The sequence below is a fragment of the Rhizobium sp. 62_C5_N11_2 genome, assembly GCF_051811185.1.
Taxonomy (GTDB): domain Bacteria; phylum Pseudomonadota; class Alphaproteobacteria; order Rhizobiales; family Rhizobiaceae; genus Rhizobium; species Rhizobium leguminosarum.
This window is the reverse complement of the sequence record NZ_JBPWPW010000004.1, coordinates 45,314-60,890: the sequence shown is the minus strand read 5'-3', so window position 1 is coordinate 60,890 and position 15,577 is coordinate 45,314. Positions and strand designations below refer to the sequence as shown.

At 58.9% G+C, this 15,577-nt stretch carries 13 protein-coding genes and 8 pseudogenes; 13 read left to right on the top strand and 8 right to left on the bottom strand.

Annotated features, from left to right (window positions below):
* Positions 1-950 precede the first annotated feature (950 nt).
* From AB8B31_RS32005 to AB8B31_RS31995, 3 genes and pseudogenes are all read left to right on the top strand, one after another.
* The gene (locus AB8B31_RS32005) at positions 951-1,520 is read left to right on the top strand and encodes a hypothetical protein (RefSeq protein ID WP_096771921.1); all 570 of its coding nucleotides are present in this window, start codon (positions 951-953) and stop codon (positions 1,518-1,520) included.
* Positions 1,521-1,571: 51 nt separating this feature from the next.
* Positions 1,572-2,405, top strand: a complete 834-nt coding sequence (locus AB8B31_RS32000) for a hypothetical protein (protein WP_342588543.1) — start codon at positions 1,572-1,574, stop codon at positions 2,403-2,405.
* A gap of 426 nt (positions 2,406-2,831) precedes the next feature.
* A pseudogene (locus tag AB8B31_RS31995) lies at positions 2,832-3,862 on the top strand (type III polyketide synthase).
* 221 nt (positions 3,863-4,083) lie between these two features.
* On the opposite strand, the pseudogene AB8B31_RS31990 reads toward AB8B31_RS31995, so the two are convergent.
* Together AB8B31_RS31990 and AB8B31_RS31985 are read right to left on the bottom strand one after the other, a co-directional pair.
* Positions 4,084-4,667, bottom strand: a pseudogene (locus AB8B31_RS31990) (hypothetical protein).
* Between the two features lie 316 nt (positions 4,668-4,983).
* Positions 4,984-5,610, bottom strand: coding sequence for a pyroglutamyl-peptidase I (locus tag AB8B31_RS31985; protein ID WP_096771919.1), 627 nt, complete (start codon positions 5,608-5,610; stop codon positions 4,984-4,986).
* A 237-nt stretch (positions 5,611-5,847) separates the two neighbouring features.
* On the opposite strand from AB8B31_RS31985, the gene AB8B31_RS31980 reads away from it, so the two are divergent.
* Both AB8B31_RS31980 and AB8B31_RS31975 read left to right on the top strand, forming a co-directional pair.
* Positions 5,848-6,261: a hypothetical protein gene (locus AB8B31_RS31980; protein ID WP_239621176.1), complete on the top strand. Its 414-nt coding sequence runs from the start codon at positions 5,848-5,850 to the stop codon at positions 6,259-6,261.
* Positions 6,150-6,599, top strand: a pseudogene (locus AB8B31_RS31975) (IS6 family transposase); the annotation flags it as partial. The gene AB8B31_RS31980 and the pseudogene AB8B31_RS31975, both read left to right, overlap by 112 nt.
* 161 nt (positions 6,600-6,760) lie before the next feature.
* Here AB8B31_RS31975 and tnpC read toward each other — a convergent pair.
* The 4 genes and pseudogenes from tnpC to AB8B31_RS31955 form a co-directional block, all read right to left on the bottom strand.
* A pseudogene (gene tnpC, locus AB8B31_RS31970) lies at positions 6,761-8,124 on the bottom strand (IS66 family transposase); the annotation flags it as partial.
* 47 nt (positions 8,125-8,171) lie between these two features.
* The gene (gene tnpB / locus AB8B31_RS31965) at positions 8,172-8,456 is read right to left on the bottom strand and encodes an IS66 family insertion sequence element accessory protein TnpB (protein WP_348627821.1); all 285 of its coding nucleotides are present in this window, start codon (positions 8,454-8,456) and stop codon (positions 8,172-8,174) included.
* A 55-nt stretch (positions 8,457-8,511) separates the two neighbouring features.
* A complete protein-coding gene (tnpA, locus tag AB8B31_RS31960; protein ID WP_037080141.1) occupies positions 8,512-8,916 on the bottom strand; it encodes an IS66-like element accessory protein TnpA in 405 nt (134 codons plus the stop codon).
* Positions 8,917-9,170: 254 nt separating this feature from the next.
* Entirely contained in the window at positions 9,171-9,638 is a 468-nt protein-coding gene (locus AB8B31_RS31955; RefSeq protein ID WP_064842422.1) for an avidin/streptavidin family protein, read from the bottom strand.
* A 195-nt stretch (positions 9,639-9,833) separates the two neighbouring features.
* Here AB8B31_RS31955 and AB8B31_RS31950 point away from each other — a divergent pair.
* Both AB8B31_RS31950 and AB8B31_RS31945 read left to right on the top strand, forming a co-directional pair.
* Positions 9,834-10,006, top strand: a pseudogene (locus AB8B31_RS31950) (transposase domain-containing protein); the annotation flags it as partial.
* Positions 10,007-10,143: 137 nt separating this feature from the next.
* Positions 10,144-10,341: pseudogene (locus AB8B31_RS31945) on the top strand (DUF6429 family protein); the annotation flags it as partial.
* 16 nt (positions 10,342-10,357) lie between these two features.
* On the opposite strand, the pseudogene AB8B31_RS31940 reads toward AB8B31_RS31945, so the two are convergent.
* A pseudogene (locus AB8B31_RS31940) lies at positions 10,358-11,070 on the bottom strand (IS6 family transposase).
* An 89-nt stretch (positions 11,071-11,159) separates the two neighbouring features.
* Here AB8B31_RS31940 and AB8B31_RS31935 point away from each other — a divergent pair.
* The 5 genes from AB8B31_RS31935 to AB8B31_RS31915 are packed head-to-tail and all read left to right on the top strand — an operon-like array spanning position 11,160 to position 13,720.
* Positions 11,160-11,441: a hypothetical protein gene (locus tag AB8B31_RS31935; RefSeq protein WP_239621115.1), complete on the top strand. Its 282-nt coding sequence runs from the start codon at positions 11,160-11,162 to the stop codon at positions 11,439-11,441.
* On the top strand, positions 11,438-11,917 hold the full coding sequence (locus tag AB8B31_RS31930) for a (2Fe-2S)-binding protein (RefSeq protein WP_096771481.1): 480 nt from the start codon (positions 11,438-11,440) through the stop codon (positions 11,915-11,917). Before AB8B31_RS31935 ends, AB8B31_RS31930 begins: the two co-directional genes overlap by 4 nt.
* Positions 11,914-12,675, top strand: coding sequence for an N-acyl homoserine lactonase family protein (locus AB8B31_RS31925; RefSeq protein ID WP_096771482.1), 762 nt, complete (start codon positions 11,914-11,916; stop codon positions 12,673-12,675). The genes AB8B31_RS31930 and AB8B31_RS31925 overlap by 4 nt, the downstream gene beginning before the upstream one ends.
* Positions 12,672-13,352: a dehydrogenase gene (locus AB8B31_RS31920; protein WP_239621114.1), complete on the top strand. Its 681-nt coding sequence runs from the start codon at positions 12,672-12,674 to the stop codon at positions 13,350-13,352. The genes AB8B31_RS31925 and AB8B31_RS31920 overlap by 4 nt, the downstream gene beginning before the upstream one ends.
* A complete protein-coding gene (locus AB8B31_RS31915; protein ID WP_439004411.1) occupies positions 13,349-13,720 on the top strand; it encodes a molybdopterin cofactor-binding domain-containing protein in 372 nt (123 codons plus the stop codon). The genes AB8B31_RS31920 and AB8B31_RS31915 overlap by 4 nt, the downstream gene beginning before the upstream one ends.
* Before the next feature lie 122 nt (positions 13,721-13,842).
* Here AB8B31_RS31915 and AB8B31_RS31910 read toward each other — a convergent pair.
* Positions 13,843-14,495, bottom strand: a pseudogene (locus tag AB8B31_RS31910) (winged helix-turn-helix transcriptional regulator).
* A 671-nt stretch (positions 14,496-15,166) separates the two neighbouring features.
* Between AB8B31_RS31910 and AB8B31_RS31905 the strand changes: the two are divergent.
* Positions 15,167-15,502, top strand: coding sequence for a nucleotidyltransferase family protein (locus AB8B31_RS31905; protein ID WP_345774744.1), 336 nt, complete (start codon positions 15,167-15,169; stop codon positions 15,500-15,502).
* Positions 15,503-15,577 lie beyond the last annotated feature (75 nt).

The window sequence follows — 15,577 nt, the reverse complement described above, 5'->3', positions numbered from 1 at the left end:
GAACGAATAGCTGGCGAGATTGCTGGAGGGCAGCGGCGAGAAAACCGTCGAGGTCGATCTTGAGATCGGTGCCCGGGTCGGTTTCGGGCGTGCTCACCTTTGCATCGACCAGGATCGCGGCGCCGCCGCGTTTGCTCGGCGTAAACCCGACGAAGCCCCGCGCAGCGGAGATGTCGAGTGCCTGCCCGTTGCCGCTCGGCGCGATCTTGCGTATTTCGCTGGCGTCGATGGTTTTTGCCGATGCAGAACGGCCGGTCACGTCTTTCTGGCCGAGGTCCACGACCAGGGTTTCGACCTCTTTCGATTCGCTGCCAACACGTTCCAACATGATTTCGTCACTCCTGATCGACGGCCGCACCCTGAGCGGAGGCCCGGAAAGCCTCGTTAGGTCAGAAGTTTTTCAGTGATGTGACAAATGGGACTATTCGGAGCGGCATACCCAACTCATCCCTCGCCTTGATGGGAATCGAACCGTTGAACCGTGATTTGGCAAAATGAGATCTTGATAGAACAGCTTGTGTCGAGATTATATGATTCTCTAGTTTCGACATGTGGGGTCGTCATCCAACCTTTGTTTCATCATGTCATAACAGCGGTGGCAATCACCTCAGTGAAAGCCGAAAGCTGGTCAGGGTTTCCCTTAGGTTTCTCGCGAAATGTATGCGTTATCTCGAGCTAATGCCATTCCGCTTTTCCCGCGATTTTAGATATTATTTGGGGCGGTGCCGGCGAGAGATTGGCCAGGCGCCTTTGCTTCGGCTGGAAATCTGGTCTTGATCAATTCGGAAACCCCTCGATCATCATCATCTACCAAATCGCCCAAGCACTTACTGTGAGGTACATCGAGCTCTTTGCTCCAGACGATCAACCCTAAGGGCGATGTCCACAGATTTGACAGGACCAATTGCTTTAGGCTAAGTGTCCTCAGTCCTAGGACAGAGGACACTATTATGAAGAGCCAAGATATCGTCGTCCTGCTGAAGCTGGTAAGCCTGCAAGATCAGGAACTCACCAAGGGCATCGATCGGTTGCGATCGGAATCCGTGGGGGGAGATCCATATTCCGTTCGGAACCTAGAAGCGCAACTCGGGATCAGCAAGACCGAAATAGCGCAGTCGATCAAGCGTAGTGTCGCATCAGGCATCGCGCGAAAAGACAACAGCAGGAACGAGCCTCGGCCAAGCCGAAGGAACCTGTTCGGCTTCATTACCACCGGGCTAAAGTTCGTCTTCCCCGCCCAAGTTGGACCGATGCAGCGCGGCATACCGACTGCCTTCGCCGCACCTATGCTCACGGAACTCCTGATCAGCGGCGGGACGTACAACTACGTTTGGCCCTATGCCAACGGAAGGGAGATGGGGCAGGCGGTGGAGCCGCTCTTCAAGACCGTGCCGGACGCAGTCCTGAAGGACGACGCACTCTACGAGTACCTCGCGTTGGTCGATGCGATCCGGCTCGGGAACCAGCGGGAAGTTGGTCTCGCGACCGACCACCTCAAGTCAAGGATCATGAGCAAATGACAGCGATCCGCGCTCAACTGCTGGAAATGATGAAAGCCGTTGCCTCGGCCCTTGGCGAAGACCCGCTCGCGCCTGGTCTTCGTTGGCGGATGCACGACCGCGCTATTCATCACTGATCCGGTCACGCTCGAGGATGTGCGTGCCACAGATGACATCGACCTGATCGTTGACCTGGCGGGCCTTCCTGCCTGGGCACAGCTCCAGGAAGAGCTTCGACAACTGGGCTTCATGGAGGCCGCTGACGAGGCGGTGATCTGCCGCATGCGTCTCGGCAAGCTCACGGTCGACGTCATGCCGGATGATCCGGCTATCCTCGGATTCGGAAATCGATGGTATGCGAGTGGAATCGAGACGGCACAGCATTACCAGCTCTCGGAAGACCTCACGATCCGGATCCTGACGCCGCCAATGTTTCTTGCGACGAAGCTCGAAGCCTATGCCGGAAGGGGAAACGGCGACTTGATCATGACCCGTGACGCTGAAGACATCCTCCTTATTGTCGACGGCAGGGAGGAGCTCCTTGCCGAGGTCACGGCGGCCGACAACGACGTTCAAAATTTCATCGCCGGACAGTTTCGTGCGCTCCTCGATCAAGCTGACTTCGACGATTTCCTCGATGGCAATATCCGCGGGCCCGCGATGCTCATTGTCTGTCTCCAAGATTTCCCGTTGCCACCCCGAAGGGCAAGCCCCCTCGGGCGAAGCCTCCCCGGTCTTTCCGGGGGAATGGCCTCTGACATTCCCCCGGACAGAAGGGGAGGGCGAAAGCCCGCCCCGCGGTGGCGAACGGGACTGTCAAGCGGCGTGGCGCGGAAGGCGGGAGATCTTCTCGGGTCCGCTCTGCGGACTGGCGCGGAAGATGGACCGGCTTCACGGGCCGCTTGACGGGCCTGGGCGGCGATGTCATGGGGCGAAACAGACGGAAGCGGCCCGGAACGGGCCTCGTCGCCAGGCGCGTCAGCGACCGCTGGACAAGCGATCGTCACCGGGATCGGCGGAGACGGCAGAAAGCCGGCTCCGTGCCATCGGCATAGAGCGCGATCCACTCGATAAGCGGATGGCCCCTTTTCACGTCGCAGCGATTACTCGTTCGGTTTCAACCTGAAGCACACGTTGAGCGCATTGACGTGGATCAAGGCAGACACGAAGCCGCGGGAGGCATTCTTCGCGCGTCGTCGTCTCTGAAGCCTTCCGACGAAGTGCGGCGTCAGGCTCGCCCGCATTGCAACCTTATTGAGGATCAAGGCGTACGGTTCGGTCTCGTCCTCGCGCGGCGTACCAAATTCTTCCCGCGCCGTCGCAAGGAGTCTTATGCAGCATTCCGTCAAGCTGGTATCCGTCGGTACCGCCGTTCCGCCACATGTCATCGACCAGCGTGACGCGGCGCGAGCCTCGCACGCCGCGTTCTCATCGCGATTTGGCGATTTCGAAAAGCTGGCAAGGGTGTTCGAAACCTCGGGAATTCGGCGCCGCTATGCCGTCCGGCCGATCGAGTGGTATCTCGAGACGTCGGGATGGCCCGAACGAAACCTCGCTCACATCGAGGGCGCGAGTGCAATGTTCGTCGCCGCCGCCAGCAAGGCTCTCGCGTCGGCGGGCCTTGCAGCAGGCGATGCCGACACGATCGTAACCGTCTCCTCGACTGGTATTGCGACACCTAGTCTGGAAGCGAGGGTAAGCGGCGAGCTGGGCTTCCGGGACGATGTCGAACGGGTTCCCGTGTTTGGCCTCGGCTGTGCCGGCGGAGTCTCTGCGCTTTCAATCGCGTCACGGCTGGCGGCATCCCGGCCAGGCTCAGTCGTTCTGGTGGTCGCCGCCGAGACCTGCACGTTGGCATATGGACAAGCTTACGAAGGCGAACATCGTGGCGACCGCCCTCTTCGGCGACGGGGCCGCCGCCTGCGTGGTGCGTGCCAGTGAGACCGGTCTGGCCGAGGTCGAACTTGCAGGCCAAGCATACGTGGCCCGACACGCTAGACATCATGGGATGGAGCGTCGATCCGGAGGGTCTGGGCGTGATCTTCGACCGTGCGATACCATCGTTCGCCGAAACTCATGTGCTGAAGGGCGTAACGTCCATACTCGCCCGATCAGATCTTACTCCTGCCGACGTTGACCGGTTTGCGTGCCACCCCGGAGCCTTGGAATCGGCGCTTAAACTAAGCCAGGGAACCCTCGACCAGGAACGTGAGGTGCTCTCGGACTATGGGAACATGTCCTCGCCAACCGCGCTGTTCGTACTCGAGAAGCTTCTTGCGCAAGGACTACCCAGGAGAACTGTCCTGACGGCGATGGGACCGGGCTTCACCCTTAGCTGCCTCTCGTTGACGGCTGCAGCATGATCCGGCGATCATTCTCTACGACGTTTTGGGATCGCATCGTCTGCAGAGCGAAAACGACTCGAAACAGGCTGAAGCTGACGCTGCAAAGGCTGCGCTTGCCGTTGGGACACCCCAAGTCGAGCGAGGTTGCCACCTCGCACTCGAATCCTCTCTCCTGCGTGCCAGCGTGGCTGCGGCAGTATGCGGTGGCAGTCGCTACCCAAATCCGGTCATCGGTGGCGCTAGGAGGAGCGTGCCCAGCGCCAATTCTGGATTTCCGGCATGTCTTCTCCACGCTCCCGCACGAACGCCCGGTGCTCGTCGAGCTTTGCATGCAGGTCTGCCACCACATCTGGCACCTTCTCGGCGAGATCGGGCACTCGCGCGATCGCCTCGAGAGCGAGATGATACCTGTCCAGCTCGTTCAATACGGTCATGTCGAACGGCGTCGTCGTAGTTCCCTCCTCCACGAACCCGCGCACGTGGATGTTGCCGTGATTGGTGCGCCGGTACGTCAACCGGTGGATGAGATAGGGATAGCCGTGGTAGGCGAAGATGACCGGCCTGTCCTGCGTAAAGATACTATCGAACCGTGCATCATCGAGGCCATGAGGATGCACCTTCGGACCTTGCAGCGCGAGTAGATCGACGACGTTGACCGTCCTTATCTTGAGATCTGGTACCGCCGCGTGCAGCAGCATGACGGCCGCGAGGTCTCCATAGTCGGCACGTCGCCCGCACATGCCATCACGACGTCCGGCGCGATTGTATTGTTTTCGAAGCTTGCCCAGTCCCAGACGCCAATGCCCTCTTCACAATGCTTCACCGCCTCGTCGATCGTAAGGTACTGGGACTCCGGCTGCTTGCCGGCAACGATCACGTTGACGCGGTCGTATGTCTTCAGGCAGTGATCGCCGACCCACAGGAGGGTATTGGCGTCCGGCGGTATGCTGCTAATCCTATCTCACTGCGGGCGTCGGTCACTGCTGGGCACAAAATGGATGACGAGTTTTCCCTGCCGTCCCGCCTCCGCCCATGCGCGGGGTGCAAGTTCCCGTTGCGGTGGTCCAAGATCTGATCGCCTGCGCCTCCCACGTGAACCACGGGGGTCATCCGTCAACGCCGAACCACAGCCGTGCAGTTCAGCACTCATCTAGATACATCCGGCATGCCAGCAGTAATTTTCCGATGGCTGCTAGATGCCTGTCCCGTTGCGGCAAATCGAAATGCTCCTGTATCGTCACGGGATAAGCCCAAGGTATATGGACAAACAGGGCCTTCGCGGTCGACGCCACTTCGTCTAAGCGTCTAAGTACGCGGTAATAGATATAGTTACAGACGTAGTAGCCCGCGTTGTTCGACACGCAATAGGGGATACCAGCCACCGCCAGCTGCGCTCCGACACGTTCAAGATTGACAGAGGTCCCGTATGCGCGGGGGCCGCCATCGACAATCGCGACTCCACTGCGAACCTCGCCGCGATTGTCCGCTACGCCACAATCGGCTACGTTGATGGCAAAGCGCTCAAGCTTAAGCCTATCTGTCGACACAGACAGGCCAAGCATTAGGATTAGATCTGCGTCCAGGGCGAGATCGAGGCTTCGCTCGAGCCAGTTGTCGACTCCCGCGTATGAAGTTGGAAGGACCGAAAACTCGATCAGATCGAACAGGTCGTTTGGGGGATGCCGTCTTAGGCTTTTCAAAATCTCTTCGGATGGGTTAAACGGAAGCCCGGCAAACGCGTCGAATCCGGTCACCAGCGCTTTCATTGCGGATCCCTCCGGAAACAATCTCTTCGCTCGACGGCTCGGTTCCCCCAATCCTTCGCCCACGTGGACCGTTGCAGCAGGCGGGCTCGCGCTCCCGCATCAAGGTCGAGTCGGGTGGCCTCGTGTTTCACACGGCTCAATCCGAGCCAGAAATCCCGCCGGAACTTAGGGCAGAGCATCAATGGTCTGACCGACCGGAAATAATCGTTCCAGCTCTTGATCCGCGCAGGTGCATAGATGCCCCTAACCTCCGCACGTGCAAAGGAGTTCCAACATCTCTATCTGCAACTCAGGCGCCTGTATATTAAAGATGGCGTCCTCGATCTCCACAAATCGCACACCGGAGGCTATTCCGTCTACCGCGAGGATATCCAGCCAAGCCTTGACCAAGGTAATTCGAATGCCGCAAAAGTGTTGCACGAAGTCGGCCTGCTCCCCCAAGGCGAGCCAAGCTGCCGCTTTGTCCGCGTTTCCGAGCAGCGCCCTATTCACGGCGATCGCATGCACCATTTCTGCGGTGCATGGCGCCGTCACCGCCCGTCACCATTCGCGGCAGAAGGTACTGGCTCTGGCGTGCCGTTGACCAAGACGGCTTCGTTCTGGACGTTCTCGTGCAAAGCCGCCGAAATGCAAAGGCGGCAAAGCGCCTGATGCGCAAGCTTTTGAAAGACCAGGGACAGCCGCCACGGGTGATGATTACCGACAAGCTTCGATCCTACGCCGCCGCGAAGCGAGATGTCATGCCTGGCATCGAGCACCGCTCGCATAAGGGCCTCAACAATCGGGCGGAGAATTCTCACCAGCCAACCCGGCGACGGGAGCGGACCATGAAACGCTTCAAGTCGCAGCGACAATTACAGCGTTTCGTCTCCATCCATGACCCGGTTGCCAACCTCTTTCATATCCCTCGCCACGACATTCCCTCCAGCCATCATCGCGAACTGCGAGATGCAGCGATGAACTTATGGTCGGAAATGGCTCGCGTCTGAGTGGAAACCCAGGCCATCGTGATAATCCGTCGCCAATCGCGATTAAGTTTACGATGCCGATCAAAGAGATCCGCGATCGCGAAGCGCAATATGTCGAACGCGCTGAAAGAGCCTACGAGCGGAAGGTGGCGGCTTGGAAAGAAAAGCCACTGCATGCAGCGAGAGAGTGAAGATTCACTCTTCTCGACACCATCCGTCGTCATGCAGGTTCTGCCGTCGTCGGCATAGCGGGCAAAGTCAGCCCAGCGCGACAGCATATAGTCGATCGGTCCGGCCACCGGCGATGAGCGCGATAGGCTGGCCCGCTCGGTGCGCAACCATTCCTCCATATCGCCCAGTAGCAGCTTGCTCTTCTCCTGCCGGACCGCAAGCCGCTCGGCCGCGCTCAGGCCGTTTATGTCGCGCTCGAGGGCTACCGGGGAGATCGGCTTGGCACCCTTTACCGCGCCGAGCGTTGCGAGCGACATCGGCCAGCTCGAAGAACTTCCGGCGCGCATGGGCAAAGCAGAACGCGGGCGTAGCCGGCATCTGCTTCCTCGTCCGGTCGAACAGCGGATTAAAGCCGTTGTAGCAATCAGCCTGAAGAATGCCGCTGAAGTCGGCCAGATGCCCTTGCGGGTGCTCGCCGCGCCGATCGCTGGAGGCGTAGGGCCGGCGAACGGCTGATGGTCACGCACGTAAACCCATATTCGCCCGGTGGTGCATTGGCCCTTGGCCAGGATCGGGATCGTCGTGTCGTCACCGTGAAGCCGCTCGGCCTGGAACACATGCGCCTTGATCAGGTCGAAGACCGGCTTGAGGGCGAAGGTGACGTGCCCGACCTGATCGGCCAGGGTCTGGGTCGACAGACCGATGCCTCACATTTGAACCGCGTGCTCTGGCGGTTCAGCGGGATGTGCTGCCCGAACTTGTCGAACACGATCGTCGCCAGCAACTGAGGGCCGATGAAGCCGCGCGGGCGTCGCATGGAACGGTGCGGGAGCCTGACTGATCGCCTCGCAATCGCGGCAGGTAAATTTCTCGCGCACCGTCTCGATCACCTTGAATCGGCGCGGGATCTCCTCCAGCGTTTCCGTCACGTCCTCGCCCAGCTTCGACACCCGCGAGCCGCCACAGCAGGCACATGCCGTCGGCGCTTCGATGACGATGCGTGCGCGCTCGACGTCTTCGGGCCACGGCTTGCGCACTGGACGCTTGCGGGCGAAGGCGCGCACGGACTGCGTTCTTGCCGCGGCCTCTTGGGCGCTCAGTTCGTCCTCGGCGGCCGACGCCACGAGCTCTTCGAGCTGCAATTCCAACTGATCGATCAGCCGCTGCGTGCGCTCGCGGCGCGGCCCGTGCTTCTCGCGCTCCAGCTTGCCGATCAGCAACTGCAAATGCACGTTCAGCGCCTCAATGCTCGACAGCCGCGCCTTCGCGTTGGCCGCTTGCCTCAGCTAGCTTGCAGCCGCGCAGCACGTTCGGCCAGCAGCGCCGCATGAGCGCTGGCAAGGTCCGATGGCAGGGTAAGCGGCGGCAATGTCATAACGACATTGAATTAGATTTCTCAACAATCTCAGTGCAAAAATGCAGTCAGACCCGGCTGGGGCGCCAGGTTTCCTGCGGTGCGCGTGAGTCAATTCCGGACAGCAGATAGGAAAGCTGCGCCGACGAGATTGCCACCGCCCCACCTTCGGCGGAAGGCCAGATAAACCTTCCTCGCTCCAGTTTTTTCGTGAACAGGCAGGCCCCCTGGCCATCGTGCCAAACGACCTTGATCAGATCGCCGCGTTTGCCCCTGAAGCAGAACAGATGACCGCCCAGCGGGTCGTGCTTCAGCACCTCCTGCACCCGTAGCGCCGGGACGGGAACCCACATCGCATATCCGCATTGCCCGTCGCCAACCAAACCCGGACGCCTGTCGGGATCGGGATCATCGCAGTGTCTCCAGCCCGCGCAGGATTCGCAGCAGCGCATCGACGTCGACGTCACGGTCGACAAGGACGCGCCGGCCGTTTGCGCTCCGCACCTCCATGCGACGGCTACCCACTACCGGAGTCGATGGAGCCGACACGGGCGTAGGCACGTCCGGTGTGATCAGCGCGGGCACAAAGCCCTCGATCCGATTGCTGCCAAGATTGCCGGCCTGCGCCAACTGCCGCCAGCGGTACAGTTGTGCGCGGGAAACCCCATGCTTCTGCGCCGTCGCGGAAACCTGGCGACCATCGCCGGAAAAGCCTTCCTCGAGAATTTTGAGCTTGGCCGCGGCGGTAAAGCGCCGCCGACGCCCTGGGTCGATGATTTCAAGCCGGCTCACCGGTGTCCGAAAACTGTCCATATGCCTGTCCATAGCGACAAAACGACAGATTCATCCTACGCGCTCAAGGCGGCGCATCCTCGGATGCTCACTTTTGTCCGGAAAGCTTGCCGTTTTGGCCGCATTGAACTCATCAAATAGGATTTGCGCCGCGCGGACGAGCACGCGGCGCTTTTATTCGGCAGGGAAAGCAGCTTCGTCTAAGCCTTTGGCCATATTCGATGAATTCTTGCTCCACAATCTCCGACGGGCCAGCGCCGGCAGGGCAGAGGAGTTTAGTCCTTCAAGAGGCTTTTGTTCTCAGTCGTCGGCACGTACTGGAAAGTGTCTTGTCCTTGCTCAATGGCCGGTCCGGAGCCGCCTTCGTAAGCGAGGTTCCAGCTCGTAACTATCTCAGTGTTGTTGCCGTTGACCTGTGCGTAGCCGGTCCATCCGGTTGCGGAATTGCAGTTCTCCGTCGAATTGTTCCAGCCGACCGAAAATGCGATGAACGTCCCGTTTACCCTTCCTGTTAGCGGATAGGGCGAGTTCTGGCATCCGGTGCCCTGGGCTCTGTTTACATATTGGCCGGAGACATTTCCGAACGAGTCGACTTGAATGATCATCGTCGAGCCGGACTGGTTCTGCCAACTGCTGGAAGCCGATGCGATGCTTGAAAAATCCTTGAAGTTGCTTGCATCGAAAGCAAGAGCTGAGGTTGCTACAGCAAACACAAGTGCTGCAACTGCAGTAGTACGGATCATGGTTTTTCCTCCTGATGTGCGCCGACCGTCGGCGATCGTACCGAAGGTTGCATATAATCTCGTAATAATCAATCAATCCGAGTAGCAATTTACCGGGTTGAGAAACCCGAAAGACGGGCCGCGCCTTGCGCGGCGCGGCCCGAGAACGAGCATCGGGAGTGAAGACTTACACCATGCAAATTACGAACGGGATAGCGCAACGCTAATATCTTGACCATCATTGAACGGACAAACTGCATGGCCGCAACCCCGAGAGCTACCTCACGGACGTCCTAACCCAGATCAAAGATTCACCGGTAGATAGGCTTGAAGACCTGTTGCCGTGGAATATGCTCCCGACGGTCTCCACTGCGCAAAAGGCCGCCTGATGGCTCGTTCGATGCATATCTGCACGATCGAAGACGTCGCCACCATGACCGGCGAGAACCTCCAACTGCTCAGAGAGATCGTATCCATCCGAGCAGGGCCGCGGGATTTTGGGCGCCGCGCGTGGTAACGTCGGTTCATGGAGATCGATGAGGACAAGATCGACGATGCCGTTCTGGCGCTGTTATGGCTGACGCTGCATAACGAGCGTTGTGCCTGGAAGGGCTTCGACTGGGCAACGACGGATCGGCTTCACAGGAAGAGCTTGATCGGCGACCCGGTCAACAAGTCGAAGGGCATTGTAAACTTAATCGCGATTGGCGACGGATTATCACGATGGCCTGGGTTTTCACTCAGACGCGAGCCATTTCCGACCATAAGTTCATCGCTGCATCTCGCAGTTCGCGATGATGGCTGGAGGGAATGTCGTGGCGAGGGATATGAAAGAGGTTGGCAACCGGGTCATGGATGGAGACGAAACGCTGTAATTGTCGCTGCGACTTGAAGCGTTTCATGGTCCGCTCCCGTCGCCGGGTTGGCTGGTGAGAATTCTCCGCCCGATTGTTGAGGCCCTTATGCGAGCGGTGCTCGATGCCAGGCATGACATCTCGCTTCGCGGCGGCGTAGGATCGAAGCTTGTCGGTAATCATCACCCGTGGCGGCTGTCCCTGGTCTTTCAAAAGCTTGCGCATCAGGCGCTTTGCCGCCTTTGCATTTCGGCGGCTTTGCACGAGAACGTCCAGAACGAAGCCGTCTTGGTCAACGGCACGCCAGAGCCAGTACCTTCTGCCGCGAATGGTGACGACCACCTCGTCCAGGTGCTATTTGTCACCAAGCGCTCCGACCGAACGACGGCGTATGTCGTTGGCGAAGGCTCGGCCGAACTTCTCCGCCCACGGTCGGATCGTTTGATGCGAGACAATGATCCCGCGGGCTGCCAGCATGTCCTCGACCATCCGTAGGCTGAGAGGAAAGCGGAAATACAGCCAAACGGCATGAGCGATCACCTCGGCGGGAAAGCGATGCGACGGTAAAGCGGATCACGGTGTGTGTCATAGCCCGTGATCGGACATCGAAATCCAATTTCCGTTAGTTTACGATGCCATCTCCTCACCTGACGGTTGGGTGTTGCCGCCCTCGAGTGGCGAAATCGCATTGCTTGACATTCCTATCAGGGCGTCTGACGTTCGCGTTGGCATGATGGGCGTTGGTGAAACCCCGCTGCGGCTCGAAGAGATCGAGGACATCATCGAGGGGACGGATGTGTCCGAGCCGGTTCTCGATATGGTGGCGGTTCGCCTAGCGCGAATTCTCACCCCCAACACCGATATCCATGCCTCTGCAGATTATCGTAGACATCTCTCCGGCGTCCTCGCCAAACGAGCCCTTCGCGCCGCCTGGAGCCGTGCGAACCACGAAAGGCTTCAAGCAAGATGAGTGATAAGACGATCACCGTCAGCGTCAACGGAGTGTGTACGACGCGCACGATTGAAGCACGAATGCTGCTGAGCGACTTCCTGCGCCAGGACCTTTGCCTGACCGGAACCCACGTCGGGTGCGAACATGGCGTTTGTGGTGCCTGCACGGTCATTCTCGATGGAAGGAGCGCACGCTCCTGTCTGACGCTTGCAGTGCAGGCGGACGGGAGCGAAATCGAAACCATCGAGGGCCAGGGAAGCGTCGATAAACTCGGGCGAATCCAAGAAGCGTTCCGCCAGCATCATGGCCTGCAATGCGGATTCTGTACGCCCGGTTTCATCATGGCGATCACCGACCTTCTTCGCCACCACCCGCTGGAAACCGATGAGGAGATCAGGGAAGCGCTGTCGGGGAACATCTGTCGCTGTACGGGATATGAAAACATCGTCAATGCCGTCCGCGAACTGGCTAGGGAGAGAGGACCTCTGAGATGAAGATGCATTTTCTTGAAGGCGGCCGGCTCCGTATGCGCCGGTCCATCTACGTCCCCGGGGCACCGAAGGAAGAAGCGATCGAGTTGCCGGTTCACGCCACCCTGGTGCGCCATCCCCAAGGCAACGCGCTGTTCGACAGCGGATGCAGTCCGGAGGCCGCCATCGATCCAGGCGCGCGATGGGGCGGGTTAAGCAAGGTTATGACCCCGATCTTTTCACCTGAGCAGACGGTCGTTCATCAGTTGAAGACTCTTGCTCTCGATCCGGAGGACATAGATGTGGTGATCTGTTCACATCTGCATCCCGATCATTGCGGCTGCAACTCGTACTTTCGGCGCGCGACGATCTTCTGCCACGAAGCGGAGGCGAAGGCAGCAACGGCAAACGGTGCAGAAAATCTAGGCTATCTTCGAGGAGAATGGGACCAGCCCCAGGGTTTCCAGACCTTCAACGCGGAGCATGACGTCTTTGGCGACGGGCGCATCGTCTTACTGCCCATGCCGGGTCATACCCCCGGGATGACCGTCGCCCGTGTCGAGCTGGAAAAGGATGGTTCTTTCATCCTCGCTTCAGATGCTGCGCCGCTCCAGGCGAACGTCGACACCGGTATCGCTCCAAGAAATACTTGGAACATCGAGCTGGCCGCAGAGGCACTCGCTCGCCTGAAAGCTCTTCGGGAGCGGGGAGCTACCATCATTTCCGGCCACGACGACGCGCAGTGGCAAGGGTTGCGAAAGGGTACGGAGTTCTACGAATGAGCCATCAGGACCACTCCGTCGAGCTGCGGCCCAAACTTGTCGGCAAGCGGGTCAAGCGCACCGAAGATCCACGTCTGCTGACGGGTGTTGGTCAGTATGTCGATGACATGGCGCCGGCCGGTATGTTGCATATCGCATTGCGGCGCTCCGACCAGCCACATGCCCGAATCCTGAACATCGATGTCGGCGATGCGTTCTCGATGCCCGGCGTCGTCGCGATCTATGACGCGAGCGACCTGGAAGGAGAGATCAAACCTGCCATACCGACCTCGCGTATGCCTGGTTATTACGCCACCCCCATATGGCCACTTGCACGCGGGAAGGTTCGATATGTAGGCGAGCCGGTCGTCGCCATTGTGGCGGAAAGCCGGTACGCGGCGGAAGGCGCGCTTGAACATATCAGTATCAAGTACGAGCCACTGCCCTTCGCTATCAATGCGGTCAAGGACGATGCACCCCTCCTGCATGAGGAGGCAGGCACCAACACGATCATCCGCCGCGAGTTCAAGCGTGGCGACGTCGACGCGGCGTTCCAAGGATGCAGCGGTCACCGTGAAAGGCAAGTTCCGGATGACGCGGAAGACCGCGGCTGCCATGGAGAACCGGTCCTATCTCGCCGAATGGGAGAGCCGGAAACAATCGCTCACGCTACACGTCCTCCAATATTCCGGGCGTGATCCGCGATGTGCTTTCGGCCTGCCTCGACCTCCCAGGAACACGCATGCGCGTCGTGGCCCCCGATGTGGGAGGCAGCTTCGGCGGCAAGGGGTCGCTCTACGGCGAAGAAATTCTTGTCTGCGCGCTGGCTCGAAAGCTGAAGCGGCCAATCAAGTACATCAGCGATCGGCTGGAAGATCTTTCCGCGACCAGTCAGGCCTTCGACGAACTGATCGAGGCTGAGCTGGCGGTATCGTCCATACCGAAGCAAATCTGCCGAATAATATCGGCGGCTTTCGCGGCATGGGCGAAGGCGGCACGATCGGCGCGCCGGCGGCGATCGCAAACGCCGTCTCGGACGCGCTTTCTCACCTCGGCGTGTCGGTAGAACGCTGCCAGTTACTCCAGAGCGCATTTTCCAGATGCTTCGCCATAAGAGACTGTTCCCCGATGCGCCGGATTGACCCCGAACATCGCGTTTTTGGAAATCCCTATGGGACAAGAGACCCTTCAAAGGTCAAATGGGTACCTCAGGATATAGTCGGTGTCCTTGGAGGAGATGGGCTTCTTGCACTCGGAGCAGACCAAAATGGCGGAAAAATCCTGCCCGCAGCCCTTATGCCGAAGCCGCATCGGTGGCTTGCCATCTGAGAGCCACCTGTCTCCCCAAGCCATCATGACGAGCATGGGCTTGTACAGATCGAGGCCGATTTCCGTAAAGCGATACTCGAAGCGTACGCCCGCATTATAGGGAACTTTGCGCAATACCCTGCCTGTACGAGCCGGGAGAGACGGTCCGCGAGAATGTTGGTCGCAATGCCGAGATTCTCCCGCATTTCCTCGAAGCGGCGAACACCGAACCAGCCTTCTCTCAGAATGAGGAAGCTCCAACGATCGCCAATGATCGCGAGCGTCCGCGCGACGGAGCACGGCCGCACTCTTTCCAAAAGTGTCGAATCTGAGCTTCTGCGAGATGTCGGGCGCGTCTCGACCGGAGCATACCCCGCGCCCGGTCCGTCGCGAGGCGCAACTTCTTTAGCCGTGAAAGGTTCGAGACACTCGCAGCAGACAGTGATGGGATGGCATTCACACCCACAACTTTTATGAATCAACTGTAGCGGGGCTTCGTTGCCCCCTGTCAACCACTTGTCGCCGAACTCCATGAGCGAAAGCATCGTCGGAAAAAGATCTTTACCTCGGAGGGTTAGAAAATACTGTTGCCCCGGCTCGTTGGGCCGCTTGCCGGTGCTGAGGATCTCATTTGCCACAGAGTCGGGACGAAAGCGTTTGCCGTGGAAATCCCAAACGCTCTTGAAATTTGTCGAACCGACGCACACCGAAATAGGCTTCTCGAAGAATCAAGAAGTTCCAGGTCTCGAAAACAATTTCCATGGTTCGACGAACCGATGATTGCCGCTGCATTAACAAGGGTTTTTCAACATCGGGTGAGGACGCAATGTTCATGGGCAGCTTTATAAAATTGTTCATCGGACGAGGCCGAATTGATGATGGTTCACACTATAGATAAGGCATCAGGTCTAATATTGAAAGCTTCGGACCCATAAGAAACGGCGATCCGATCGCAGGCGATAAGCCAGAAAGAAGGTCTGCAGGTACTCACACAATAATCTTGTCATCAGGTGCGGCGTGACCGCATAAACACCCCACGGCAACTGGCACTGACGCTCACGCCTTAGCCTCAAGGCGCCGGTGGGGCTCCGTCTGGGAAGACCTGCAGCACCGCTGGCGCTCGCGCTCTTGGGGAGGAAGGTCAACCAACCTAGACGTTGCATTAATCAGAGCGACGAACTCGCCGGTGACACCAAGTCCGTAGGTGGCGACATACGTGCGATCGGCGCAAGGAACGCTGGTCATGCTGGCCGACATGCCGTGGGTTTCAACAGCTGACATAAACTCGCTTATTGAGGCTTTCTTTGCTCATCGTTGTCGACCGATTATTGTCGCGACCTGCGGGAGCGTTCGCGGGAATCCAGTGATCCTTCCCAGGTCTCTCCTGGGCGAGGTCGCCAATCTTAAGGGCGACCTTGGAGCACGAAATATTATCCGAGGCTCCAATCTGCCGGTCGTAGAAGTCGATATCGGTCCCTCAGCATTGCACGATGTCGACACAATGGAAGCATTGGTCGCAGCTGGCGGTATCGTATCCTGATCCTCAGCAACAGCGAAAGTTGTTTGTCGCCACCCCTTCAGTTGCTTGTGCCGGAACTCACGTATTGAGAACGAG

What these genes read in the sequence shown, in the direction of transcription:
- AB8B31_RS31925 (WP_096771482.1), top strand. Translation starts at nt 11,914, where the DNA reads ATGAAGATGCATTTTCTTGAAGGCGGCCGGCTCCGTATGCGCCGGTCC.
- AB8B31_RS31920 (WP_239621114.1), top strand. Translation starts at nt 12,672, where the DNA reads ATGAGCCATCAGGACCACTCCGTCGAGCTGCGGCCCAAACTTGTCGGC.
- AB8B31_RS32005 (WP_096771921.1), top strand. Translation starts at nt 951, where the DNA reads ATGAAGAGCCAAGATATCGTCGTCCTGCTGAAGCTGGTAAGCCTGCAA.
- tnpB (WP_348627821.1), bottom strand. Translation starts at nt 8,456, where the DNA reads ATGTGGGTTCCCGTCCCGGCGCTACGGGTGCAGGAGGTGCTGAAGCAC.
- AB8B31_RS31930 (WP_096771481.1), top strand. Translation starts at nt 11,438, where the DNA reads ATGAGTGATAAGACGATCACCGTCAGCGTCAACGGAGTGTGTACGACG.
- AB8B31_RS31985 (WP_096771919.1), bottom strand. Translation starts at nt 5,610, where the DNA reads ATGAAAGCGCTGGTGACCGGATTCGACGCGTTTGCCGGGCTTCCGTTT.
- tnpA (WP_037080141.1), bottom strand. Translation starts at nt 8,916, where the DNA reads ATGGACAGTTTTCGGACACCGGTGAGCCGGCTTGAAATCATCGACCCA.
- AB8B31_RS31980 (WP_239621176.1), top strand. Translation starts at nt 5,848, where the DNA reads ATGCCCCTAACCTCCGCACGTGCAAAGGAGTTCCAACATCTCTATCTG.
- AB8B31_RS31955 (WP_064842422.1), bottom strand. Translation starts at nt 9,638, where the DNA reads ATGATCCGTACTACTGCAGTTGCAGCACTTGTGTTTGCTGTAGCAACC.